This is a genomic window from Microcystis sp. M015S2, from assembly GCF_020245945.1.
Lineage (GTDB): Bacteria > Cyanobacteriota > Cyanobacteriia > Cyanobacteriales > Microcystaceae > Microcystis.
Genome location: NZ_JADBTX010000096.1, coordinates 22,794 through 46,521, shown reverse-complemented (window position 1 = coordinate 46,521; position 23,728 = coordinate 22,794). Strand labels below are relative to the sequence as shown.

The following is a 23,728-nucleotide window of genomic DNA, read 5'->3' as shown; positions in this document are numbered from 1 at the left end:
TCAATCCGGTGTGAGTATTGCCTTTTTTGTCCGTTGAATCGCGTAATTGTTGAGGAGTGAAGTTAAAGTGAATCTGTCCCGTTATGTCCTGTTTATCCCGCAAATTGCCTCGTTTTTATTGATGGCTCCCCTGAGCGTCTTGGCCGAAACCCCCATTTCCTTCCATGGTTCAGAGTTAAAATCCGGTACATCAAAAATTGAATTTTGGCAAGAGTTTAGTAAAGAAACTTTACAAAAATCGCCAAATCAGCTTGTCCCTTCCAGCGCAGCTGTACAAAAGGAAATTAGCGATCGCATTTTAGCCAGTGAAAAACTGCTCGCTCAAAGTGCGCCCCTTGTCCCCAATCCCGAAATTATCATTCAAGGCGTACCCCAAGCCCCAGGCACCCCCACCCTACCCCGGGCCGTCGCCCCACCAGTGGGAGATATTGCCATCTCTAATGTCGATGCTAGTGCCGAAAAAGTCAAATTCGAGCGTAATATCACTGTACCTCGCATTTTACTGCGGGAAGCTTCTGCTAGAGAAGTTTTAATGACCCTTGCTAACATTGCCGGTTATAACGTCGTTTTCACCAGCGCCCAGGGGGAAGCTAACGCCACCACTCAGACAGTTTCCTTGGAATTTACTGACGAATCGGTGGAAAACATTTTTAACGCCGTCTTGTTAATTTCTGGACTCCAGGCCAACCGTCAGGGTAAAACCATCTTTGTCGGAGCGCAATTACCCCAGGGCGCTCGTAATCTGATTAGCCGCACCCTGCGTCTCAATCAAGTTAAAGCCGTTGGTGCCGCCACTTTCCTCGCCACCCAAGGGGCAGAATACCAGCGTTTAGTTACCAAAACCGAGGATATCGTCGATCCCCTCACTGGACGAGTCATCGGTCGCCGGGATATTCCTCCCACCCTAGAGGCACTGGAACCCCAAAACACAGAAGGCTCAAAAGCAGCCCTACTTTTAACTGGTTTAAGAATTGCCGCCGATGATCGCCTTAATTCTATCAATTTAATCGGCGAACCCCGGCAAGTCCAGATCGCCACCTCTTTATTAACCCAACTGGATGCCCGTCGCCGTCAGGTGGTGGTTAATGTCAAAGTTATCGATGTTAACCTGATCAATACCGACAGTTTTAGCAGTAGTTTTTCCTTCGGTTTTAACGATGGTTTCTTCGTTCAGGATAACGGGGCGGCAGTGCTGAACTTTGGTAACATGAACCCACCTAGTAGCTCAACTGTATCCAAACCGGGGGCTTTCGCACAGCCTGTTGTGCCGATTTTCGATATCATATCGGGTACGGGGACAGCAGAAATTCAACCTTTTCTTGACATTCAGAATGCACCCTTTAGCAATATTGTCCAAGGTTTTAATCAATTTAGCCAAAGTATAAGTCCTTACACCCGCCCCAGCTTTGGCCGCTTTAATAACCCTTTTCAGCCCGGATTGAGTGAATTTACACCAGGCGAGCCAGCCACGTTCGATCCCATCACCGGAGTCACTACACCGGGTAAACCACCTGTCTTCACCTACGAACCCCCGACCCTATTCCAATATCCCCAAAAATTCCTGATGACCCTGCAAGCCTCAATTCAGACAGGAAATGCCAAGATTCTCACCGATCCCTCGCTGGTAGTGCAGGAAGGTCAACAGGCCACCGTTAAGCTAACTCAGAAAGTTTTAGAAAGTGTGCAGACGGAAGTGGATCCGCTCAGTGGGGTGCGGACTATCACTCCTGTGTTGGCTGATGCGGGCTTAACTTTAGCGGTAAACGTCGATCAGGTGGATGATAACGGCTTTATTTCCCTCTCCGTTAGCCCTACCGTGGCTTCTCCCGGTCCGCCAATTGAATTTAACAGTGGTGGTATCAACTCTGGTAACACCCTTACCCCTCTGATTCGTCGGGAATTAACTTCTGGTTTAGTTCGTCTGCGGGATGGACAGAGTTTAATTCTTTCGGGGATTATCCAAGAGCGCCAACAGAGTTCTGAGACAAAAGTGCCAGTTTTAGGCGATATTCCCATTTTAGGGGCTTTATTCCGCAGTCGTACCAATCGCAACGATCGCTCGGAGGTGATTATTCTCCTCACTCCTAAAATTATCGAGGATACGGCCACCTCTACCCTCGGCATCAACTATCAACCGGGCCAAGACGCGGCGGAAGTGTTGCAGCGTCAAGGGTTCCCCGTACAACCGCGACAGTAATCAGCTTTTTCAGTTATCAGTTAAGTAGTCGTGCAAAATTAATTTCCTAGTGAAGATAGGCAAGAGGCAAGAGACAAGAGGCAAGAGGTGGTTAGATATGTGTAATTAATTTTGCTTAGGTACTTATCAGTAATCAGTAATCAGTTTCTGAAGCTTTTGCCTCTTGCATGAGTGCCTCTCCTCATAACTAGCCTATACTCAACGGATTTAGTGTAACTTCGCCAGTCTAAATATTCCTTTATCAGTTAAAAAAGGGAATAGCAACAGTCAGCTATTTTAGGGTTTACTAACCGCCGATTCTAACATGGTAATTGTTCCCCGATTAGCATCAAATTCTACCTCAATACCGATGGGAATAGTTTCAATAATTTCCAAATGTCCAATCATTAAACCTAAACAAGCGGGAATTTTTAAGGGTTGGATATATTCTCGGATCACTTCTTCTAACGTCAAGGAACCATAGTCACTATTGGCACTACAATTGCTACATTGACCGAAGATAAATCCAGCTAAATTATCAAAAATTCCCGCTAATTTTAATTGATTTAACAGGCGATCAATTTCATAAACATCTTCACCAATATCTTCTAAAAATAGGATAGCTCCGGTAAAATCTGGTAGATAGGGAGAACCAACTATTGATGCTAAAGTGGTTAAATTACCGCCGATTAATTTACCTTTTGCTTGACCTTTAGTAATAGTTTGAATGCGATTTTTTACCTGCATTAAACGATTAGCATCATCAGGATCGGGAACATTTCTAAAAGTTAACTTTTCCCCAGAAAATAAAACTTGTCGAAAGCTTTCAGTTTGAGCAGTGCGCCAACTAGAAAAGGCATTGGGAGCATGGAAAGTAACTAAACCAGTTTTGGCATAAATAGCTAATAATAAAGAAGTTATATCACTAAAACCACAGATGATTTTAGGATGACGACGAATTAAATCGTAGTCAAGATAAGGTAATAAACGAGCGCTGCCCCAACCGCCACGAATTGGTAAAATTAGGGCAATATTATCATCGGCAAAAAATTGATTTATATCCGACGCTCGCTCGCCATCTTTACCGGCTAGATAACCATAACGATCTAAAGCGTATTCACCAACTTTTGGGACTAATTTTAGGGCTTTAACTGCTTCGATAACTATATTTAAATCATCTTCTTTAAAAGTTGCCCCTGCCGGACTAATAATACCCACTCCGTCCCCGGGTTGTAGATGTGGCGGTTTAATTAGAGGAAAATTATTACTAACAACTTTTCTAGGAATTAGGGAAAAACTAACAACAGTTAGGGCAGTAGTAGTGAGAAATTGACGGCGCTTCATCCTGATAGTTTTTAGAGAAATTGCAAGGGAAATAAGAATTTAGGGATTACTGCTCAGAAAAAAAGGTTTCACAATTGCGCCAGCTAAGAGGACAATTAATGCCCAAGCCTGATATTTTTGGTTTCCTTCTAATGAGTTTAGTCGATTTTCCATTCCCTCAACTTTTCCCGTTAACACCGCTTGTCCTACCTTTAAATCCGTCACATCTTTTTGTAACGAATCGATTTTTCCCTCAATCCGCGTCAAGATAGTTTCTAGGGAATAAGTAACCGTTTCCTGAGATTGATTCATTTGTTCAAGATCTTTTAGTTAATTGTTGCCCTAGAAAAGCCATTATGCTTCCGATTTTGCCATATCGCGAATGATATCGCCGCGAGTGACAATACCAATTACTTTGTGGGTTTCTTCCTCAATCACCGGTAAACGACGCACATGACGATCATACATTAACGAGGCCGCTTCTTTCAAAGGGCGATCAGCTGTGATACTAATCGGTTTATCGGTCATTACTTCCCCCACGGTTTGACCGAGAGCTTTATGGAGTAATTTCTCGTGACGGCTAGGATTTTGTAGATAGATGACGCTATCGAGGAGCATAATGTAAGGGGGAGTTTCTACTCCCGTTTCCTGCCACATAAGGTCAGTTTCGGAGATAACCCCAATCAGTCGCATATTGTCATCCACCACGGGTAAACCACTAAACCGCTTTTCGGCCAAAATCTTCACTGCTTCCGACAGAGAAGTGTTAGCGGTGACGGTGATGGGATTGGGAGTCATGATATCGGCAATTGTTTTTGTCATCTTAGCGACCTGCGATAATAATGCTTTCTCTCTCCATCTTATCATTAGGGTAATCAGTCACCGCTTAATTATGACTATTCTTCAATCTTCGGGCGAGAAAATGCCATAACATAAAAAGGAAATGGGATATTAATTTAGTTAGTTGACAAGGAAAAATAAAAATGATCGCTCAACCTCAATACCCAGAAAGAATGACCCCGGAAGAGTATCTAGAATGGGAAGCTACCCAGGAATTGCGCCATGAATACATTGATGGGGAAATTATCGCCATGACTGGGGGTAGTCTGCCCCATAATGATATTACCTTGAATTTTTACAGAACTTTATATTCTCATCTCCGTCCGCGAGGCTGTCGGGTGAATGTATCTGATGCAAAAGTACAAGCTAATAATAGTCGTTATTTTTATCCCGATTTGGTGATTAGTTGCGATTTTAGGGATAGAGAATCTCGTAATTTTATTCAACATCCACAAGTAATTATTGAAGTGCTTTCACCCAGCACAGGCAACTATGATCGCAGCAAAAAGTTACAATATTATCGTCAGATTGCTAGTTTACAAGAATACGTTTTAGTCGATCCCGAATCGATCAGTGTTGAGGTTTATCGTCGCGGTGAAGATAAAATTTGGTTTTACTGCGCTTATAGTCAGGGGGAAGAAATTATTCTATCTAGTCTCGATTTTCACTGTGCGATCGAGTTAATCTATGAAGGGATAAGTTTCAATTAAAGAAAGTTTACAAAAAGGTCAAACATTCCTAGACTTAAAATAAATACGTCCCGATTTTTTCGATAAATTCTATGTTACCGCCCCTATTAGTTCTTGATCCCTTGTTAGAAAACTGGTTACGAGAAGATCTCGGTAGAGGCGATCGCACCACCCAAGCAATTTTCTTCGGTCATGCTAAAATCGGTCAAGCTACTTGGATTGCCAAGGAAGCGGGAGTTATTGCTGGTTTACCCGTAGCTGAACGAGTTTTTCAACTGCTTAACCCCACTATTCACTTTACCCCCACCGTTGCCGAAGGAGAATTCTGCCCCAAGTCTAAAGTTATTGCCGAGATAGAAGGTTCCTTCGATGCGCTGTTAATCGGGGAAAGAGTCGCTTTAAATCTTGCCATGCGTTTGAGTGGGATTGCTACTGCCACTCGTCAGTATGTGGAGAAAATTGCCGATTTATCGACAAGATTGGTCGATACTCGCAAAACTACCCCCGGATTGCGAATTTTAGAAAAATATGCCTCCGGGATCGGTGGCGCTATTAACCATCGTTTGGGGTTAGATGATGCAATTATGATTAAAGACAATCATATTCAAGCAGCGGGCAGCATTGAGGAAGCAGTGCGTCGTGTACGGCAAAATATGCCCTATCCTCTCACAATTGAAGTAGAAACCAGCCAATTAGAAGAAGTGAATCAGGCCCTGCAGCAGCAAGTAGAGATCATTATGTTAGATAATATGGATTTAGAGATGATGCAAACTGCTGTGGAGATGATCCGCAATTTTAATAGTAAAACCAAAATAGAAGCATCGGGAAATATTACCCTCGATCGCATTCGCAACGTTGCCGAAACAGGAGTAGATTATATTTCCACTAGCGCCCCAATTACCCGTTCTACTTGGTTAGATATCAGTATGAGAATTGATTAAAAGGCTATATCAGTTATCAGTTATCAGTTATCAGTTTTGATCACTGACTCCTATCTATTCTAACCTCGATCGCATCGCCAATATTTAGGTGTAATTGCTTTTGAGCGCTACCACTATTGACAGCAATTTCTAACCCCCCGTGACTACCGATAAAAGCGACTATTTCCCCCGAAGGAACATCACTGTAGGTGTTTTTTGCGGGGATAATTTTTGGTCCCAACTGCACTGACCAATTTTTTCCTTCTAGGAGATAATTGGGGATATTGCTGATTAAATTGCCGAAAATGTCAATATATTGAATTTGACCCCTAATTTTATCTTCCTCGATCTGGGGAACAGCGATCGCTAATTGTTGCAAGCTATCGGGATCAATAATCTCACCTAACATTTCTAGGGGTACTCCCCGGGACAAATAAGCGGCCACAGGAGCAAAAATATCACGACCGTGAAAAGTAGTGCTAGGGTTAGGGGTGCGCCAATAGGAAGAATTATTGAGATTAACGGCGGATATAGCGGGAGATTGGCTTAAAATGCCACTAAATAAACCATTATCTGGACCAACTAAATAACCACCGGCAAAACGAATCCCTACCCCGCGTCTTTTGCTTCCTACCCCCGGATCTATGACTGCCAGATGAATAGTGCCTTGGGGAAAATATTGATAGGCATTCAGGAGGATAAAACGACCAGCGTAAAGGTCTTGGGGCGAAATTTGATGATTAAGATCGATCGTGCGAGCATGGGGGGCAATTCCCGCGATTACTCCCTTGATCATGCCCACATAACCGTCCTGTAGTCCAAAATCGCTAGTAAGGGTTATTAGTGCCTGTTCCGTCATCGACTTGTCCCTAGGGTGGCCAATGGCTTTAATAAATCTTAACGCCAAATTCAGTAACTAAAGATACAGTTTACCAAGGAGAATGTTATGATTTAGATATAAGGTAAGTTAAGTCGCTCAAAAGTCTGTCCATCATGAACAAAAATCGTCAGCAAGTCCTAACACAGGCCACCGTCGCTCATAGAGAAACACTTCGCAGAAATTTGCAACACCGACTGGAAGTAGCTAGAGCGCAGGGAAATGAAGCTTTAGTGCGTCAATTAGAAGCAGAGGCGGCCTATTTGCACCTTCGTTAGATTTAATCGGTGTTTAGTCATAGTCTAGTTGTCGGTTTCTAGTGATCGGTATGCCGGTCACTTTTTTTTGGGCGAATTTTTTTTTAATTGCTGATATCTTAACTGGCAATCCCTAAAATAGAAAGAACAGCAGTTTAGAGATCAAATAATTATGGCTTTTTTTCGGCAATATATCGCTCCCCTCCTGACTATCTTCGTGTTTTTAGTGGCTCTGGTTGCCACTGGCATCCGGATTTTTTTACCGGCAGATTTAGCGGCACCCGCTCCGATCGAGCCATCCCTGGGCATAATTTTCTCTTATCCTTGGCATGGCTAACCTTCCCGAAGATTATCGGCTGCGACTGGGAAAAACTGGCGATCGCTATCTACTAATTAATTTTCTCACCCGCACCTATGAAGAATTTTTTCCCGAACAAAAAAACCTCTCCCATCTAGCTGATACAGTCAGACAGTTTTTTTGCTCCGATACTCCCCTGTGGATCGTCGAAGGACAACAAACGGCGATCGCTTGTCTCTGGATGGGGAGCGCCGTCGATCAGGTGACAGGCGATCGCTATGGTCATATTTTTCTAATTTACGTCGATCCCCAGCATCGTCGCCAAGGTATCGCCAGCGCACTAATCGATCGAGCTAAGGATTGGGCAAAAAGTCGCGGACAAACCCGCATCGGTTTACAAGTCTTCATCAATAACGACAATGCTCTCACTCTCTACCAAAATCTCGGCTTTCAAACTCGCTCTTTGCTGATGTTGAAAAATATTTAGAAACTGTCAGGAGACAGGAGATAGGGTTTTCGGGTTTTGGGGTGATAGGGTTTTCGGGTTTTGGGGTTTTGGGGTTTTAGTTCAATTTCCCCACTTCCCCCCGCAAAGCGCATGAAGTGGTCTCCCCACCTCCCCAATTCATAATTGATAATTCATAATTCCCACTCCCCCACACCCCACTTCCCCACCTCCCCAATTCATAATTCATAATTGATAATTCATAATTCCCACTCCCCCACACCCCACTTCCCCAATTCATAATTCATAATTGATAATTGATAATTCATAATTCCCACTCCCCCACTTCCCCACCTCCCCAATTCATAATTCATAATTTATAATTCCCACTTCCCCAACCCCAGACATACCCCTAGAGATGGCACTGTCAGCATTAATTATTCCTGATCGAGCGACAAAGGGTAAAATTTGGGAAACACTGCAATATACTGGCAGTCATCGTGGATAAAAACACGCTATTTTATTAACCTATACTAACCGCGCTTTAGGAGTAAGCAGTTTTCATGGACTCCCTGACAACCCTCCAATGTCAAAACTTAACCTGTCTATCCCCGAACGCTCTCACTAATAGATTCTGTGAAAAATGCGGTACTCCTTTAGTTAAGCGCTATTTATGGATGATGGGTGATTGGGTGAGAACCTATTATCATGTTGGCGAGCTAATTGATAATCGTTATTTGGTCAAACAACCACAAATTGTTCTTGATACTAAACCCGCTCAAGCACCCCAAGCGCCGGACGAACCTCCTAGCTGGATTTCCCTCTACCTAAAATTGTTACCCTTCCATCTCCATATTCCCCAAGTCTATGGCTATATTCCCAGTCCCGATGAACGCCTAAATATGGACATCTGGCTGTTGGAATACGGCACTATTCCCCTCGACGAAACGGGAGAATTAATTTATCCAGAACTATTGCCCACTTTGGCCGAGGTTTGGTCGCAAGCTTCCGATTTAAGACAAATTCACTGGTTATGGCAAATGGCCAAACTCTGGCATCCCCTCCAGAAAAAAGCTGTGGTTTCCAGTCTGCTTAACCCTTTTCTGACGAGAGTGAATAATCAGCTGCTGCAATTGCTAGAATTAAGCAAAGACGAGGCTGCCGCTCCCAATTTACGAGATTTAGGGGCCCTGTGGGCCGGTCTGATGCCGACGGCAGCCGCTAATATTCAAGATTTTCTCGCATCCCTGACCCAAGAGCTAGAATCCGGTGATCTCGATCGCCCGGAATCCCTGATCGCTATCCTCGATTATGCACTACAGCACTACGGTGCAGGTCAAGAACGCAGCTATGAGATTTTCACCTGCACCGATACCGGTCCGCTGCGGGAACACAACGAGGATGCCTGTTATCCCCCAGCTAATCAGGCCATAACCCTCGCTCATGGTCAAAATCCCTTCGACAAAGCTCAGGGCAAGCCCCTGGCGATTGTCTGTGATGGCATCGGCGGTCAGGAAGGGGGCGAAATCGCTGCTCAATTGGCGATCGAAACCCTGCCTAGGGAAATTAATCCCAGTCCCACCAGTGATATTGAAATCTATCCCGATAGTTACAGTCTTGTCCTCGAACAGGCGATTCGTGTCACCAATGATCTGATCAGTCAACGCAATGATCAGGAGTCAAGACAAGATCGTCAGCGCATGGGTACGACTCTAGTTATGGCTTTTGCCCAGGCCCAGGAAATGTACGCGGCCCATGTGGGGGATTCCCGCATCTATTGGATTACTGCCCACAGTTGTCATCAAGTGACGGTGGATGATGATCTCGCTTCTAGGGAAGTGAAATTAGGCTATCTCCTCTATCGTGATGCCATACAGTATCCCAACGCCGGGGCCTTGGTGCAAGCTTTGGGCATGAGTAGCGCCACTAATCTCTATCCCACCGTTCAGAGGCTGATTGTTGATCAAGACTGTGTTTTTCTCCTCTGTTCCGATGGTTTAAGTGATTACGATCGGGTAGAACAATACTGGGACAGTGAAATTGTGCCTCTTTTGCGAGGAGAGAAAAATGTAACCGCCGTGGGGGAAAGTTTATTACAACTAGCTAACCAGAAAAACGGTCACGATAACTCCACCATCGCCCTAGTTTATTGTCGGGTAGTTCCTGCGGCTGAACCTGTCAGGCCTTTAATTTATGCTGAGGCCAAAGAACGGATTATTCCCGATCTTAATGACCAAGATTTTGATCACAGCGGAGACACCTACTCCGGAGAAGAAGTGGTGACAGCAATACCCACTCCCACCCCCCCATCTTCTTCTGTTCCTAGTCCTACCTCTCCCCCCGCGCTCACTAGGGTTTCACCCCTAGTCGTGGTAGCGATCGCTGTCGGTGTTCTCGGTTTGCTGGCTGCGATCGCTTGGCAATTCTTGGGTCGTCATCCCGCTTCCAATCCATCGATTTCTCCCGCACCTGTCACCAGTCCGAGTCCCCCCAATCCCTAATTCATAATTCATAATTCCCACTTCCCACTTCCCGGCTCTTCTCGACTTTGTGTGATAATTTTTGCTTATGGAATCCTGAAGTGCTTATTGGGCAAGACTTTTAGGACTATTTTGCGGATATTCTATCAGTATAGACCCCGTTTCCACACAGAAACCAGAAGAGCCACTTCCCCCACTTCCTAATTCATAATTCATAATTCATAATTCCCACTTCACCACTTCCCCACTTCCCCACTTCCTAATTCATAATTCATAATTCCCACTCTCCTACACCTTTTAAACAGGATTTACTATTAACTGTGGCTGATGATTAATCGGCTTGTCGGGGGTTGCCAGAGCGAGTTAAGATAAAATGCCCGATTAACTGCCGAGTCTATCCTATGGTTGATGCTGCCACGTTCTCCTCCGACACCTCCGCGATCATTGATGCCTTTGAAACGCCTCTAGAGTTTAACTTTCAACTGCCGGATCCCGAAGATGAAACCATCCAAGATCATGATTTTCAGCAGCAACTGGATTCTTTTTGGAAAGTCTGCGATCGCTTTGATTTGCAAACGGAAATCTGGCGGGGGCGAATTTTGCGAGCTATTCGCGACCGGGAGAAGCAAGGCGGTGATAGTCGCGGTACAGGCTTTTTAAACTGGTTAAAACAGCGAGAAATCACTAAAAGTCAAGCTTATGCTCTGATTCAATTGGCTAATAGTGCTGATACTCTCCTGGCGGAAGGACAACTAGATCCCGATAGTATCAATAATTTTAGTAAACGGGCCTTCGTAGAAACGGCCAAATCTGCCCCCGAAATTCAAAAATTAGTCAGTGATGCAGCCCGACAAGGGGAGAGAATTACTCGTCGGGAGGTGAAACAATTGGCCGATGAATGGACGGCGATGAGTTCAGACTTACTACCCGATGAAGTGAAAGAAAAAGCCAGCGATGGTAGTTTACCGGCGCGTCATCTCGCTCCCCTAGTGAAAGAATTAGAAAAGTTACCCGATACTCATATCGACACTCTCCGTCAAGAAATCGCCGCTAATCCCGATGTAGATACGGTAAAATTAATCACCTCGGAAGCACGCAGTTTAGCCAAATATCTCGATGCGGCGGCCCAAGTACAAACTCTCCGACGGGGTAATTTAGATATTGAGATGGCTCTAGAAGAAGCTTTGCGCGTCGATTGCCTCAATACGGCGGCGGATCTGGTTAAACAAGCCACACAATTAGAGCAAGCCGTGGCTAAACTTTATACTACTTGGAAACGTTTAGGTAGTTTGTCCGATCGCCTCTATGTGGATACGGGAGCAAGTAATCCCCATCTGCGATCGATGTTAACCTGTTTGGAAAGTTTAACCAGTGAAGTGATCGAAGTGGAACTGGATGAAGGTGGCCAGAAAATGGTACGTTTACGCATTATCAGCGATGGGGGAAGTTAGATGGGAATTATGAATTATGAATTATGAATTGGCAAGTGGGGAGACTTTTCAGTGAGCAGTAATCAGTTATCAGTGGGAAGTGAGGAGCAAAAAGCGTTCGACAAAAGCTCACGCCGAAGTCTGATGGCTAAAAAGCTGATAGCTTGCTGCTATAATCTCTGAATATCCTCAACTTTTATGAAAACTTATTAACAGATACTTGACTTTATGCTAAAGATAAAGGAAAAAAAACCAATAATTAGCATCGGTTCCATAACTGCGGCGATCTTGCTCAGTTTAACCCTAATTCCTGCCGCTATAGCCAAGGATGTCCTTCTGAGAGTGGGCATTGTCCAACGTTTTGGCGATGAAGCCAAGGAAAAATTAACCCTGAGTAGTACCAGTGGTGATAATCTCGCCCTCCGCATGGTGGGAGAAGATGGCCAATCCCAAACTCTGCAAACCAATCGCCTACAATTAGAAGTTATTCCCCGTCCCCTCGCTTCTCCCATCCTCCAAGAAAAAGTCATTTTGAGCGACCACGCCACTTTTGAAACCGCCGAAAATAGCGCCAAAAATTGGGCAAAAATGGGCATTAAAGTAGAAATTACCCAACCCGGACGCTGGCAGGTTTGGGCAAAGCGAGAAGTTTATGAAAATCCCCTAGTGCGACGTTGGTTGCTGACCAGTTTGCAAACCAAAGGCCACAATCAACCCTATATTAATAGTGTTTTACTCAAAGAAAAGCCGCAAGTTTCTTTCCAGATCAACGGGGTGCGCTATTTTCCCAAAGAATTAGAAATCGAGAGCCAAAAAAACCTGATTCAAGTCACCCATAGCCCCGAGCAAGTACGTTTGTACGGGGGAACCATGCGCCTACAGCCCAACGCCTACGGCACTTTTACCCTAGTTAATAACGTTCCCCTCGAAACCTACCTGCGTGGGGTTGTACCCCACGAAATCGGTCATGATGCCCCAGAAAGTGCCACCCAAGCGCAAACTATTATCGCCCGTACCTACGCCCTCCGCAATCTCCGCCGTTTTCAAGCCGATAATTACGAACTCTGTGCCGATACCCATTGTCAAGTTTATTATGGATTGACGGGAACTAATCCCCGGGCTGATCAAGCGATCACGGCCACGCGAGGCCTAGTTTTAACCTACCAAAATGAGTTAGTGGATGCCCTTTATTCCTCTACCACCGGCGGAGTAACTGCCCTCTTTAGTGATGTTTGGGATGGGGAAGAAAGACCTTATCTCCGGGCAGTGGTGGACTCCCCCAATCGAGTCTGGGACCTGTCGAAACAATCTCTCGCTAATGAGACAACTTTTCGCCAGTTTATTAATCTTAAAGATGGTTTTAATGAGACGGGACGACGGGTTTTTCGCTGGCAAAAACAAGCTTCTTTAGCTGATTTGAGTCAAGACCTAGAAACCTATCTAACACGGCGAAAACATCCCCTTGCCGACTTCCAGAAAATCCAATGGATGGAAGTGACTAAGCGCTCTCCTTCTGGTCGGATTCTGACTATGACCATTCAAACCGATAAGGGGATTTTGGAACTGCATAAAAATGAGGTGCGTAGTGCTTTGGGACCGCCTCGCAGTACCCTATTCTACATCGATCCTATCTACGATACCAATCGACAGATCCAGGGTTATAACTTTATTGGTGGCGGTTTCGGCCACGGGGTAGGATTAAGTCAATTTGGTTCCTATAATTTAGCCCGTTTGGGTTGGTCTCCTGAACAAATTCTCGCTTTCTATTATCCCGGCACCATCATCCAACCTCTCAATAATTCGATTGTCTTTTGGCGAGGAAATTAATCAGTTATCAGTCATCAGTTATCAGTTTCTGAAGGCAAGAGGCAAGAGGCAAGAGGCAATAGGCAAGAGAAAGGCTCTGACAATTCTCCTACCTAAAAAGAGGGTTAGAAACTAAGTAGAGCAAATATTTGACTAAATTCTACATTGGTAAACGCTGAATATCTCGGTTAGAACCAATTACCACCATGGCTAAATCCTTGTATAATCTTTCTTGGGGATTGGGGTTAATCTTGAATTTTTCTGCATTACCAACAGCGACAATATTTAACCCATAACGATTACGAATTTCTAACTCTGCTAGGGTTTTACCGTGAAAAGCTTCCGGGACTTTTAACTCGACAATACTATGTTCGGGATCGAGATCAAATCGTTCTAAAATTGATGGTCTAGTTAAACGGTGCGCTAACTCACAACCGGCATCGTATTCGGGAAAAACTACTAAATCTGCACCAACTTTTTTTAGTAATTTTCCATGGATTTCTGTGGAGGCTTTAGCGGCAACAAAATTAACTCCGGCTTCCTTACAATTGAGAGTAGTAATGATACTTTCTTCAACGTATTTACCAATAGCGACAATCACCGTATCGGTTTCAAAAATTCCCGCTTCTCGCAGGGCGTTAGGTTTGGTAGAATCAAGCTCGATCGCATTATCTACTATTCGATCAGATAACGCTTGTGCTACTAATCCTTCGTCAATATCTGTCGCTACCACTTGATAACCTTGTTTGCGTAAGGTTTCACAGACAGCGCGCCCAAATCTGCCTAATCCGATGACGGCAAATTGACGATTTTGGGGACGCATACTACTAAAAAATTTAATTGATTGCATAATTTTAACGTCAGTTCGGGATAAGGGTGGAAAGAAAAGGCGGAGGCTAGTAAGCTGAAAAATATATAAACTCAGCACCCTCAACCCATCTATGTTCAGTCTAGAAGCTCTTTTCTGTCATGTCGACGACGGATGCCGTGTATTTGAACCTAAATTAGAACAGACAAGGCTTTGGCCCGATTCACCTCTTTGTAATAAACCTACACCTGTAAGCGATAGGCACTCCCCACCCCCCAATTCATAATTCATAATTCCCACTCCTCAAACGGATTATATTACCCTGCGGCCGCCGGCAGTGCCTTGAGTCCGATCGCCGCTCCAGAAAAATATTAAGTTTTGTTAAGAAGTTAGTGACAAAAGACCAGCTTTAATCTCTATTATCGTAGTAAGTGGCTTTTGACCGGAATCAAGCCGGTCAAGATAAATAGTAACTTTTGCCCATCATCAAACAACGATTGTCAGTCTAACTAAAACAGTCGCTGTGGCGATGCCCTCGTGATCAATTCCTATGTCAACCCTGGTTATTGTCGAATCCCCCACCAAAGCTCGGACGATCAGCAATTATCTGCCTAGCGGCTATCGAGTCCAAGCCTCCATGGGCCACATCCGCGATCTGCCCGCCTCCGCCGAAGAAATTCCCCCCACCCACAAAGACAAATCCTGGGCCAATTTGGGCGTAGATGTGGAGAACGATTTCGACCCCCTCTACGTCGTCCCCAAAACCAAAAGTAAAGTCGTCAAAGAATTAAAAGAAGCCCTCAAAGGGGCCAGCGAACTGATCCTCGCCACCGACGAAGATCGGGAAGGCGAAAGCATCAGTTGGCATCTCTTGCAGGTACTCAACCCGAAAATACCCATCAAAAGAATGGTATTTCACGAAATCACCAAAGAAGCAATCCAAGCCGCCCTCAAAAATTGTCGCTCCATCGACGAAAATTTAGTTCACGCCCAAGAAACCCGCCGCATACTCGATCGCCTCTACGGCTATACCCTCTCCCCCCTACTCTGGAAAAAAATCTCCAAAGGTTTATCCGCCGGCCGGGTGCAATCCGTCGCCGTGCGTCTGCTCGTGCAACGGGAACGGGAACGACGGGCTTTTAAAACCGCCAATTATTGGGACCTAAAAGCGACTTTAGAAAAAGACAAAAATCAATTCGACTCGAAATTAGTCACCTTAAACGGTCAAAAAGTGGCAAATGGGAGCGATTTCGATGCCGACACCGGCAGACTGCTCCCCGGTCGCCAGGTGACACTTTTGGATCAAGCCACCGCCGCCGCCTTAAAAGAACGCATCGAAGACAAAATCTGGCGCGTTAGCCACACCGAAGAAAAACCCACCACTCGCAAACCTTCCCCCCCCTTCACCACCTCCACCCTACAGCAAGAGGCTAACCGGAAACTGGGCATATCCGCCCGCGACACCATGCGAATCGCCCAAAATCTCTACGAACAGGGCTACATCACCTATATGCGGACCGATTCCGTCCATCTTTCCGATCAGGCCATCACCGCCGCCCGCAATTGTGTAGAACAAATGTACGGAAAAAATTACCTCAGTCCCCAACCCCGGCAGTACACCACCAAAAGCAAAGGCGCACAGGAAGCCCACGAAGCCATCCGTCCCGCCGGTAGTAGCTTTCGCCTGCCCCGGGAAACCGGCCTGAGCGGACTAGAATTCGCCCTCTACGACCTAATCTGGAAACGTACCGTCGCCTCACAGATGGCCGATGCCCGCATTACCCAGATCGCCGTCAATATTCAGGTAGAAAATGCCGGATTTCGCTCCTCTGGCAAAAGAATCGACTTCCCCGGCTTTTTCCGCGCCTATGTGGAAGGTTCCGACGATCCCGAAGCCGCCATCGACGACCAAGAAATAATCTTACCCGCCCTCAGCGTCGGTGATACCCCCAATTGTCGCCAACTAGAAGCCATTAGCCACGATACCCAACCCCCCGCCCGTTATAGCGAAGCCTCCCTCGTAAAAACCCTCGAAAGTGAAGGAATCGGGCGACCCAGCACCTACGCCACCATTCTCGGCACCATTATCGATCGCGGTTATGCCCAAATGCGGAATAAAACCCTCATTCCCACCTTCACCGCTTTTGCCGTCGTCGGTCTATTAGAAAATCATTTCCCCGACCTGGTAGATCCCAAATTTACCTCGAAAATGGAGGAAACCCTCGACGATATCGCCACCGGTTCCGCCCAATGGTTGCCCTATCTCGATCGCTTCTATCGCGGCGAAAAAGGGCTAGAAAGCCAAGTAAAAGAGCGCGAGAGTCAAATTAACTCTAGCACCGCCAAATCGGTGATTTTAGAGGATTTACAGGCAACTATCAAGATCGGCAAATACGGTCCCTATCTGGAAGTCCCCCGAGGCGATGAAATCCTCACCGCCTCCATCCCCGCCGATTTAACCCCCGCCGACCTCAACCCCGAACAGGTAGAAACCCTGCTGCGACAAAAAACCGAGGGTCCCGATAAATTAGGTCTTCATCCCGACAGCGGAGAGCCAATTTATCTGCTCGTGGGTAGTTACGGCCCCTACGTCCAGTTAGGAGATGTCAGCGATGACAACCCCAAACCGAAACGCGCCTCCCTACCCAAAGGAGTCAAACCAGAGGATGTCACCCTCGAACAAGCAGTCGGTTTATTGGCACTGCCACGACTACTGGGAACCCATCCCCTCACCGGAGGCAAAATTAAAGCCAGCTTAGGTCGTTTTGGCCCCTATGTAGTTCAGGAACAGGGCAAGGAAAAAGAATATCGTTCCTTAAAAGCCGGCGATGATATCCTAACCATAACCCTCGATCGAGCTTTAGCCTTATTAGCCGAACCGAAAAAAACTCGCAGCGCCCGTAGTTCCACCAAACCACCCCTCAAAGAATTGGGTCAACATCCCGACGACGGGGAATCCGTGGCATTATACGAAGGTCCCTACGGAATTTATATCAAACACGGTAAGACCAACGCCAAAATTCCCGAAGGAGAAACCGCCGAAACCCTCACCCTAGAACAGGCTTTATCGGCCCTAGCAGCCAAGACAACCACTGCCAAGAAAACCACCACCAAAAAAACTACTTCTAGCACCACCAAAAAAACTACTTCCCCAGGTAGTAAAACCGGCAAAAGTAAGACGGTTTAGCGGTTAGTGGTGAGGCAATTTTCTCCCTGGTCAATTCCTCACCCTGATGCGGGGACAAATCCAGTTGGCTTTTTTGTCCTTGGCACCACTTTGACCGGCCTGATCCCATATACCAAATTCCCTACTGTAAAGCAATCGCCATCGCTTCTTGGGGAATTTGCCGGTAAATTGGTTTTAAAAATTGTTCTATCGCATCCGATTCGGGGGCAGCCAGGGGAAAATTGCCTAAAATGTCGAGAATGGTTTGATTTTCATTCCCCGGCGTAATCACAACTAGGGAGGGATCTAGCTCCTCATCGTACTGCCAAAAGTGATCGATAGTGCTGTCGGGGGCAGTTTTTTCAACTACTGTGGGGGGTTCACTGACTGCTAAAGGTTGATTATCAGAGGAATAGGAGCGTTTTTCTCGTAAAGCTTCCAGAATTTGGCTTTTGCTTCGGCCGCGCAGTTGCAAAAGCAGGAAGGGATCGACGCTAAAACGATCGCCCAATTGATAGTATACTGCTCCTATATGTTTGCAGGGGTTGGCTTGATCGGGACAGGTACAACGAGAGCGAATATCAGCTAGGGAAAAGGGAAACAAATTCACCCCACTATCGATAAAAACACGCTCGATATGATCGGGCATTTGTCCTGTGAGCAATTGAGCGGAATAAATGGCCTTTTTGGAGAGAAGCTTAATAATATAATCCCATTCTTCATCACTAAAAGCGACTAGGGATAAATCCACTAGATAAGGTTCGGATTCACTGCCTTGTACTCTGGCAATAACTTGCGAGTCTTCAAAGTCAATACTTAAAACATTGCCTTCTCTGGCGTAAAGTCTAGCTCGTTCCAAGCGTTTTTTAAAGCGATAGGAATCGAGTAGTTCTAGCCATTTTTGTACCCACCAAGCTTGTTCTGTCATTTTTTATTTACCCTACAGCTTATCAGCTTCGTTACCAACAAAAACGCCAATTCAAAAAGGAAACACATCAGCCTTAAGAGTTGACAGAGAAAGGCTCATCAGGTATATTCTGATCTTTAACAACAACAAATCAGACCCAAAAACGAAGCCCTTAACATCCTAACATAGAACAAAGAAACTTGCTCTACCAACTTGGTCAAAAGGGAAATTTATCTTAACGGCAAATAGCCGTCTGGCTCGGATGTCATCTATGAAGCAGAAACCCAAATTGTGAGTTTTGGGAATCGCCGTCCGTTTTACGGCCGTCAGGATGTCAAGAAACCATCTACAAAATTTCTTGGGAGAGGGGATTAAACGAGCATACTAATGGACTGTTAAGACAATTTTTTCCCAAGGGAACGAATTTTAAAATTGTTAAACCAGAGCAGGTAGAAAGAGCCGTAAACTTGATTAACAATCGTCCTCGAAAATGTCTTGACTATCAGACCCCCAATGAGGTATTCTATAAAGGTAGATCAGATAGTGATGCAATTCAGACTTGAATTAGCCCAACGATCAAAAATTTAGCCGCTGCTTATCGAGATTCTTTAGAAAGGCTGATTAACCATTGTTTATCGGCAGAAGGAGGTTATACGCCATCGGATTTTCCCGATGCGGATATTAATCAAGCAGAACTAGATGAACTGCTTTCAGAACTCGATTTTTAAACTCAATTTAATGTTTAACCCTCATGCTTGATAACAACTATGTCATCGCCTAATCTTCCCAGTGAAATTGAAAATCGTAAAAGCGAACATCTGCGAGTTTGTATCGAAGAAGATGTAGAATTTCAACAACTTACAAGCGGTTTAGAAAAATATCGTTTTACCCATTGTTGTCTTCCTGAACTTGACCGTAGCGATATTGAACTAGGGACAACCTTTTTGGGCAAATCTTTAAAAGCTCCAATTCTCATCTCTTCCATGACCGGAGGAACAGAATTAGCCCATTTAGTCAATACTCGATTGGCAACGGTCGCTCAACGCTATGGTTTAGCGATGGGGGTGGGTTCTCAACGCATTGCACTCGAACAACCGGAATTAGCGCCGACCTTTGCAGTCCGTTCTCTGGCGCCAGATATTCTCCTGTTAGCGAATTTAGGGGCTGTACAGTTAAATTACGGCTGCGGTTTAGAAGACTGTTTAAAACTGGTGGAATTATTAGAAGCTGATGCCTTAATTCTGCATCTCAATCCTTTACAAGAATGGGTGCAATCGGGAGGCGATTCTAATTTTAAAGGTTTACTCGCTAAAATTCAGCAAATTTGCGCTCAATTACCCGTTCCCGTCATCGCCAAGGAAGTCGGAAATGGCATCTCTGCGCCGATGGCCAAAAAATTAATTGAAGCCGGCGTCGCCGCGATTGATGTGGCGGGAGCCGGAGGCACGTCCTGGGCCAAAGTCGAAAGTCAAAGAGCCAAAGACAACAGACAACGGCATCTCGGACAAGTTTTTGCCGATTGGGGTTTGCCTACGGCTGAATGTATTACCGCCATTCGGTCCGTGAATTCAACCATTCCTTTAATTGCTTCTGGAGGCTTAAAAAATGGCTTAGATCTTGCCAAATCCATGGCTTTAGGAGCCGATTTAGCAGGGTTGGCTCGACCGTTTCTGGTAGCAGCGATTGAATCAGAAGCCGCCGTTGATGAGTTGGTAAAATTTTTAATTGCTGAACTTGAAATTGTTTTATTTTGTACCGGAAATCCTAATTTATCCGCCCTTAAAATTTCAGGAGCCTTAAAACCATGTTAAAGTTTTCAATGGAATTGTCTTATCTCCAGCCTGGGGTCAAAGGTTTAACCGTTGGCACTTTGGGGACAAAAGCAACCAGTAGCGAACAAACCTTAAACTATCTGATTTCTCAAGGAAAATTACAGGATATTTCGGTTAAGAAGAGATTAAAATCCGCCTGGACTTAAATAACTGGGATTTTCCTGTAGGGAAGTATCGAAGGGATTGGGTAAATCTCGGGTGCGAATTAAAGGACCAGACTGTTGCTGTTGCATGACATCATAGTATAAAGCTTCGGTCAATTTAGCATCCCGGGTAATCATATTATCGAAATAGGAACCTTGGGGAAAAGTACGCCAACCCAAAAGAGAGTTTAACTGTCCTAAAATGTTGGTGTAGTAGTAGAAACGACCGGTATTGTTATTAACAGCGCGGTTAAACAAACCGGGGATATTATTAAATCCCACCGCCGTATGGGGAGAGGGAATAAGTCGCAATTGTTGGGTTTTTACCGGTGGGGGATTGGTGGCGGGTGAACGTTGGGCGATCGCACTAGGCGGACTCAACCAGACTAAACCGGTTAAACAAAACAGGGAAGGAAGTAAAAACTTAGCGCGCATGGGCAAAAATCTCCTCACAGGGGTAGGGTTAATTAAAAAATTTCTTCAATGGGATGAGAAAGAAATCAATACTAGAGATCGAGTCAATATATAATGACATTTGGCTTAATTGTAACCGAAATTTTGGAGTCGGTTAGGCTCCCAATCCTGAAAATATGGCTAATTCCTCGGTAGCGACTCTCGATACTGCTTCCCTGCGTCAATTTCTCCTCAATGCTCTTGTCCGTCTTGCCTATCGAGAGGGAGATTTCACCCTGTCTTCAGGACAAAAAAGCAGCTACTATATCAACGGCAAACAAGTTACCCTCACTGCGGAGGGAGCTTTAGCCGTGGGGCGTTTATTGCTGTCTCTACTGCCTCCAGATACCCAAGCGGTGGCAGGATTAACCCTAGGGGCGGATCCGATTGTCAGTGCCGTTAGTGTGGTATCTGCCTACGAAAATCGCCCGATTCCAGCTTTAATCGTCCGCAAAGAGGCAAAAGGTCACGGAACCATGGCTTATATCGAGGGGCCGACTTTAAACCCCGGGGCTGCGGTGGTTGTCCTCGAAGATGTGGTGACAACGGGGAAAAGTGCCATGGTAGCGGTAGAAAGATTACGCGATGCCGGTTATCAAGTAGATTTAATCATTGCTTTGGTGGATAGAGAGCAAGGAGGGGCGGAATTTTACCAATCTCAGGGAATACAGTTTCAAGCTTTGTTTTCGATTCGGGATCTACAGGCGGCTTATCAGAAAAAATAGCGGCGATGGGCCAGAAACGCTCGATAACTGGGTTTTAAAAGTCGGTAAAACTTATCGCACAAGGGACTGGAGAGCTGCTTTAACTGCCTAAACGGTAAGTTATCTCCATTTTTTTCCTGTGAATAATTGGTAACTAACTGAGGTTGTCGGCGCTAAGAAACAGATAAGAACATTGATAGATTCAGAGTCTAACTATTGACTAATACCTATTCTCGGACGGGGAATCAAGATTCCTTGACTCTCTTGGCTGCTAATGAGTTGAAGCCTTTGTCACTTTACTGATAACCCTCAGACCGACTAACTGTATACTAGGCTATAAGATTTGCTTAAAAATCTTCAAACCATGCCGAACTATCGACAGTACAGCGATCGCCAAATATGAATCAAGGCATAGATTTACAAGAAAGTTTCATTAAATCCCTAACAGACTTGGGATTAAGTGGAGGACTGGCTAAAGCGATTTGGATGCCTTTACCCATGTTCCTGATGATTATTGCCGCCACAGTGGGGGTTTTAGTCTGCGTCTGGTTAGAAAGAAAAATTTCCGCCGCCGTCCAACAGCGTATCGGGCCGGAATACGCGGGACCCTTGGGCGTTTTACAACCGGTCGCCGACGGTCTGAAATTAGTCTTTAAAGAAGATGTCGTCCCCGCTAAGGCTGACCCTTGGTTATTCCTCTTTGGGCCAATTTTGGTGGTGATGCCGGTGTTTGTCTCCTATCTCATCGTCCCCTTCGGTCAAAATCTGCTGATTACCGACCTAAACGTGGGGATCTTTTTATGGATTTCCTTGTCCAGTATTGCCCCCATTGGTTTATTAATGGCGGGTTATGCCTCGAATAATAAGTATTCCTTGCTGGGAGGCCTGCGGGCGGCGGCGCAATCGATTAGTTATGAAATTCCCTTGGCTTTATCGGTATTAGCGATTGTGATGATGTCTAATAGTCTCAGTACCATTGATATTGTCGAACAACAATCCGGTTATGGCATTTTAGGCTGGAATATCTGGCGCCAACCGGTGGGTTTTCTGATTTTCTGGATTGCCGCTTTAGCCGAGTGTGAACGTCTGCCTTTCGATTTACCGGAAGCGGAGGAGGAATTAGTCGCTGGTTATCAAACCGAATACGCGGGGATGAAATTCGCTCTCTTTTATGTGGGTTCCTACGTTAACCTCGTGCTGTCGGCCCTAGTTTTCGCCGTCCTCTATCTTGGTGGTTGGGAATTTCCTATCCCCGTCAATGCTGTGGCCGGCTGGTTGGGAGTGAGTGAAACCAATCCCTGGCTACAAATTATCACCGCTTCCCTCGGGATTACGATGACGGTATTAAAAGCCTATTTTCTCATCTTCATCGCTATTCTCTTGCGTTGGACTGTACCCCGGGTTCGCATTGACCAATTACTCGATTTAGGCTGGAAATTCCTCTTACCGGTATCTTTAGTTAACCTACTACTTACCGCCGCCCTAAAACTAGCTTTTCCCTTTGCTTTTGGCGGTTAATTTCCGTTTTTGCCCTGTTAACCTACTATCCCTCTGACCATCATGTTTAACATTCTCAAACAAGTCAGCGATTACGCCAAAGGTAGCATTCAAGCGGCGAAATACATTGGCGAAGGTTTATCCGTTACCTTCGACCATATGCGTCGTCGTCCGATTACCGTCCAGTATCCCTACGAAAAGTTAATTCCCTCGGAACGTTATCGGGGTAGAATTCACTTTGAGTTCGATAAATGTATCGCCTGTGAAGTTTGTGTGCGAGTTTGTCCGATTAATTTACCGGTAGTGGATTGGACTTTTAACAAGGAAATTAAAAAGAAAGAACTCAAACACTACAGTATCGATTTTGGGGTCTGTATTTTCTGCGGTAATTGTGTGGAATACTGTCCGACTAATTGTTTGTCCATGACCGAAGAATACGAACTAGCGACCTATGATCGTCATGAATTAAACTATGATAACGTCGCCCTAGGCCGTTTACCCTACAAAGTCACCCAAGATCCGATGGTGACACCTCTGAGGGAATTAGGTTATCTGCCTAAAGGTGTCATCGAACCCCACGATTTACCCGCCGGTAGTCAACGCGCTGGTAAACGTCCGGAAGAAATTACTGATTAATTAGCAGTTAGCTATCAGCCGTCAGCCGTCAGCCTTCAGAA

21 protein-coding genes and 2 pseudogenes are annotated in these 23,728 nt (G+C 45.4%); 16 read left to right on the top strand and 7 right to left on the bottom strand.

The features are described 5' to 3' along the window. Nucleotides 1-67: 67 nt before the first annotated feature. On the top strand, nt 68-2,197 hold the full coding sequence (locus tag IM473_RS16995) for a secretin GspD/PilQ domain-containing protein (protein WP_287657460.1): 2,130 nt from the start codon (nt 68-70) through the stop codon (nt 2,195-2,197). 276 nt (nt 2,198-2,473) lie between these two features. Here the strand turns inward: IM473_RS16995 and IM473_RS16990 are convergent, their stop codons facing one another. The 3 genes from IM473_RS16990 to IM473_RS16980 are packed head-to-tail and all read right to left on the bottom strand — an operon-like array spanning nt 2,474 to nt 4,321. After that, the gene (locus IM473_RS16990) at nt 2,474-3,520 is read right to left on the bottom strand and encodes a S66 peptidase family protein (RefSeq protein ID WP_287657458.1); all 1,047 of its coding nucleotides are present in this window, start codon (nt 3,518-3,520) and stop codon (nt 2,474-2,476) included. Nucleotides 3,521-3,559: 39 nt separating this feature from the next. Beyond that, nucleotides 3,560-3,811 carry a hemolysin XhlA family protein gene (locus IM473_RS16985; RefSeq protein WP_287657457.1) on the bottom strand — a complete coding sequence of 84 codons (252 nt, stop codon included), beginning with the start codon at nt 3,809-3,811 and terminating at the stop codon, nt 3,560-3,562. A gap of 42 nt (nt 3,812-3,853) precedes the next feature. Next, nucleotides 3,854-4,321 carry a CBS domain-containing protein gene (locus IM473_RS16980; RefSeq protein ID WP_287657456.1) on the bottom strand — a complete coding sequence of 156 codons (468 nt, stop codon included), beginning with the start codon at nt 4,319-4,321 and terminating at the stop codon, nt 3,854-3,856. 161 nt (nt 4,322-4,482) lie between these two features. On the opposite strand from IM473_RS16980, the gene IM473_RS16975 reads away from it, so the two are divergent. Together IM473_RS16975 and nadC are read left to right on the top strand one after the other, a co-directional pair. Then, on the top strand, nt 4,483-5,049 hold the full coding sequence (locus IM473_RS16975; RefSeq protein WP_287657454.1) for a Uma2 family endonuclease: 567 nt from the start codon (nt 4,483-4,485) through the stop codon (nt 5,047-5,049). Between the two features lie 71 nt (nt 5,050-5,120). After that, complete coding sequence (gene nadC / locus IM473_RS16970; RefSeq protein WP_287657453.1) at nt 5,121-5,969, top strand: carboxylating nicotinate-nucleotide diphosphorylase; 849 nt, start codon at nt 5,121-5,123, stop codon at nt 5,967-5,969. 40 nt (nt 5,970-6,009) lie between these two features. Here nadC and IM473_RS16965 read toward each other — a convergent pair whose 3' ends face one another. After that, nucleotides 6,010-6,807: an SAM hydrolase/SAM-dependent halogenase family protein gene (locus IM473_RS16965; protein WP_287657452.1), complete on the bottom strand. Its 798-nt coding sequence runs from the start codon at nt 6,805-6,807 to the stop codon at nt 6,010-6,012. Between the two features lie 134 nt (nt 6,808-6,941). On the opposite strand from IM473_RS16965, the gene pirA reads away from it, so the two are divergent. From pirA to IM473_RS16935, 6 genes are all read left to right on the top strand, one after another. Next, entirely contained in the window at nt 6,942-7,103 is a 162-nt protein-coding gene (gene pirA, locus IM473_RS16960; protein ID WP_002733724.1) for an arginine synthesis PII-interacting regulator PirA, read from the top strand. 151 nt (nt 7,104-7,254) lie between these two features. After that, nucleotides 7,255-7,419 carry a DUF8624 family small hydrophobic protein gene (locus IM473_RS16955; protein ID WP_002760035.1) on the top strand — a complete coding sequence of 55 codons (165 nt, stop codon included), beginning with the start codon at nt 7,255-7,257 and terminating at the stop codon, nt 7,417-7,419. Beyond that, complete coding sequence (locus IM473_RS16950) at nt 7,412-7,867, top strand: GNAT family N-acetyltransferase (RefSeq protein ID WP_287657451.1); 456 nt, start codon at nt 7,412-7,414, stop codon at nt 7,865-7,867. The genes IM473_RS16955 and IM473_RS16950 overlap by 8 nt, the downstream gene beginning before the upstream one ends. 521 nt (nt 7,868-8,388) lie before the next feature. Then, entirely contained in the window at nt 8,389-10,326 is a 1,938-nt protein-coding gene (locus tag IM473_RS16945) for a PP2C family protein-serine/threonine phosphatase (protein WP_287657449.1), read from the top strand. A gap of 380 nt (nt 10,327-10,706) precedes the next feature. Continuing rightward, complete coding sequence (locus tag IM473_RS16940; RefSeq protein WP_002798288.1) at nt 10,707-11,756, top strand: hypothetical protein; 1,050 nt, start codon at nt 10,707-10,709, stop codon at nt 11,754-11,756. 207 nt (nt 11,757-11,963) lie between these two features. Next, entirely contained in the window at nt 11,964-13,562 is a 1,599-nt protein-coding gene (locus IM473_RS16935) for a SpoIID/LytB domain-containing protein (protein ID WP_287657448.1), read from the top strand. Nucleotides 13,563-13,701: 139 nt separating this feature from the next. On the opposite strand, the gene IM473_RS16930 is transcribed toward IM473_RS16935, so the two are convergent. Continuing rightward, nucleotides 13,702-14,391 (bottom strand): potassium channel family protein, encoded by a 690-nt coding sequence (locus IM473_RS16930; protein WP_002798291.1) that lies wholly within the window; start codon nt 14,389-14,391, stop codon nt 13,702-13,704. Between the two features lie 91 nt (nt 14,392-14,482). Between IM473_RS16930 and IM473_RS22785 the strand changes: the two are divergent. Together IM473_RS22785 and topA are read left to right on the top strand one after the other, a co-directional pair. After that, nucleotides 14,483-14,575 (top strand): annotated as a pseudogene (locus tag IM473_RS22785) (IS982 family transposase); the annotation flags it as partial. A gap of 324 nt (nt 14,576-14,899) precedes the next feature. Then, nucleotides 14,900-17,536, top strand: coding sequence for a type I DNA topoisomerase (topA, locus tag IM473_RS16925; RefSeq protein WP_287657446.1), 2,637 nt, complete (start codon nt 14,900-14,902; stop codon nt 17,534-17,536). Nucleotides 17,537-17,657: 121 nt separating this feature from the next. Here topA and IM473_RS16920 read toward each other — a convergent pair whose 3' ends face one another. Then, entirely contained in the window at nt 17,658-18,443 is a 786-nt protein-coding gene (locus IM473_RS16920) for an SWIM zinc finger family protein (protein WP_287657445.1), read from the bottom strand. Nucleotides 18,444-18,778: 335 nt separating this feature from the next. Here IM473_RS16920 and IM473_RS16915 point away from each other — a divergent pair. Then, nucleotides 18,779-18,985: pseudogene (locus tag IM473_RS16915) on the top strand (transposase); the annotation flags it as partial. A gap of 204 nt (nt 18,986-19,189) precedes the next feature. Further along, nucleotides 19,190-20,233 carry a type 2 isopentenyl-diphosphate Delta-isomerase gene (gene fni / locus IM473_RS16910; protein WP_287657443.1) on the top strand — a complete coding sequence of 348 codons (1,044 nt, stop codon included), beginning with the start codon at nt 19,190-19,192 and terminating at the stop codon, nt 20,231-20,233. A gap of 146 nt (nt 20,234-20,379) precedes the next feature. On the opposite strand, the gene IM473_RS16905 is transcribed toward fni, so the two are convergent. Then, nucleotides 20,380-20,832, bottom strand: a complete 453-nt coding sequence (locus tag IM473_RS16905; protein ID WP_287657442.1) for a porin — start codon at nt 20,830-20,832, stop codon at nt 20,380-20,382. A 155-nt stretch (nt 20,833-20,987) separates the two neighbouring features. Between IM473_RS16905 and pyrE the strand changes: the two genes are divergently transcribed. The 3 genes from pyrE to ndhI all read left to right on the top strand — a co-directional run bounded on the left by pyrE (nt 20,988) and on the right by ndhI (nt 23,687). Further along, nucleotides 20,988-21,575 carry an orotate phosphoribosyltransferase gene (pyrE, locus tag IM473_RS16900; protein ID WP_287657440.1) on the top strand — a complete coding sequence of 196 codons (588 nt, stop codon included), beginning with the start codon at nt 20,988-20,990 and terminating at the stop codon, nt 21,573-21,575. 378 nt (nt 21,576-21,953) lie between these two features. Next, entirely contained in the window at nt 21,954-23,072 is a 1,119-nt protein-coding gene (gene nuoH / locus IM473_RS16895) for an NADH-quinone oxidoreductase subunit NuoH (RefSeq protein ID WP_002753735.1), read from the top strand. Nucleotides 23,073-23,114: 42 nt separating this feature from the next. After that, a complete protein-coding gene (ndhI, locus tag IM473_RS16890; protein WP_002733194.1) occupies nt 23,115-23,687 on the top strand; it encodes an NAD(P)H-quinone oxidoreductase subunit I in 573 nt (190 codons plus the stop codon). Nucleotides 23,688-23,728 lie beyond the last annotated feature (41 nt).

Bases quoted from the DNA above. Each gene is read 5' to 3' on its own strand.
- IM473_RS16990 (WP_287657458.1), bottom strand. From the start codon at position 3,520: ATGAAGCGCCGTCAATTTCTCACTACTACTGCCCTAACTGTTGTTAGT.
- IM473_RS16985 (WP_287657457.1), bottom strand. From the start codon at position 3,811: ATGAATCAATCTCAGGAAACGGTTACTTATTCCCTAGAAACTATCTTG.
- IM473_RS16980 (WP_287657456.1), bottom strand. From the start codon at position 4,321: ATGACAAAAACAATTGCCGATATCATGACTCCCAATCCCATCACCGTC.
- IM473_RS16975 (WP_287657454.1), top strand. From the start codon at position 4,483: ATGATCGCTCAACCTCAATACCCAGAAAGAATGACCCCGGAAGAGTAT.
- nadC (WP_287657453.1), top strand. From the start codon at position 5,121: ATGTTACCGCCCCTATTAGTTCTTGATCCCTTGTTAGAAAACTGGTTA.
- IM473_RS16965 (WP_287657452.1), bottom strand. From the start codon at position 6,807: ATGACGGAACAGGCACTAATAACCCTTACTAGCGATTTTGGACTACAG.
- pirA (WP_002733724.1), top strand. From the start codon at position 6,942: ATGAACAAAAATCGTCAGCAAGTCCTAACACAGGCCACCGTCGCTCAT.
- IM473_RS16955 (WP_002760035.1), top strand. From the start codon at position 7,255: ATGGCTTTTTTTCGGCAATATATCGCTCCCCTCCTGACTATCTTCGTG.
- IM473_RS16950 (WP_287657451.1), top strand. From the start codon at position 7,412: ATGGCTAACCTTCCCGAAGATTATCGGCTGCGACTGGGAAAAACTGGC.
- IM473_RS16945 (WP_287657449.1), top strand. From the start codon at position 8,389: ATGGACTCCCTGACAACCCTCCAATGTCAAAACTTAACCTGTCTATCC.
- IM473_RS16940 (WP_002798288.1), top strand. From the start codon at position 10,707: ATGGTTGATGCTGCCACGTTCTCCTCCGACACCTCCGCGATCATTGAT.
- IM473_RS16935 (WP_287657448.1), top strand. From the start codon at position 11,964: ATGCTAAAGATAAAGGAAAAAAAACCAATAATTAGCATCGGTTCCATA.
- IM473_RS16930 (WP_002798291.1), bottom strand. From the start codon at position 14,391: ATGCAATCAATTAAATTTTTTAGTAGTATGCGTCCCCAAAATCGTCAA.
- topA (WP_287657446.1), top strand. From the start codon at position 14,900: ATGTCAACCCTGGTTATTGTCGAATCCCCCACCAAAGCTCGGACGATC.
- IM473_RS16920 (WP_287657445.1), bottom strand. From the start codon at position 18,443: ATGACAGAACAAGCTTGGTGGGTACAAAAATGGCTAGAACTACTCGAT.
- fni (WP_287657443.1), top strand. From the start codon at position 19,190: ATGTCATCGCCTAATCTTCCCAGTGAAATTGAAAATCGTAAAAGCGAA.
- IM473_RS16905 (WP_287657442.1), bottom strand. From the start codon at position 20,832: ATGCGCGCTAAGTTTTTACTTCCTTCCCTGTTTTGTTTAACCGGTTTA.
- pyrE (WP_287657440.1), top strand. From the start codon at position 20,988: ATGGCTAATTCCTCGGTAGCGACTCTCGATACTGCTTCCCTGCGTCAA.
- nuoH (WP_002753735.1), top strand. From the start codon at position 21,954: ATGAATCAAGGCATAGATTTACAAGAAAGTTTCATTAAATCCCTAACA.
- ndhI (WP_002733194.1), top strand. From the start codon at position 23,115: ATGTTTAACATTCTCAAACAAGTCAGCGATTACGCCAAAGGTAGCATT.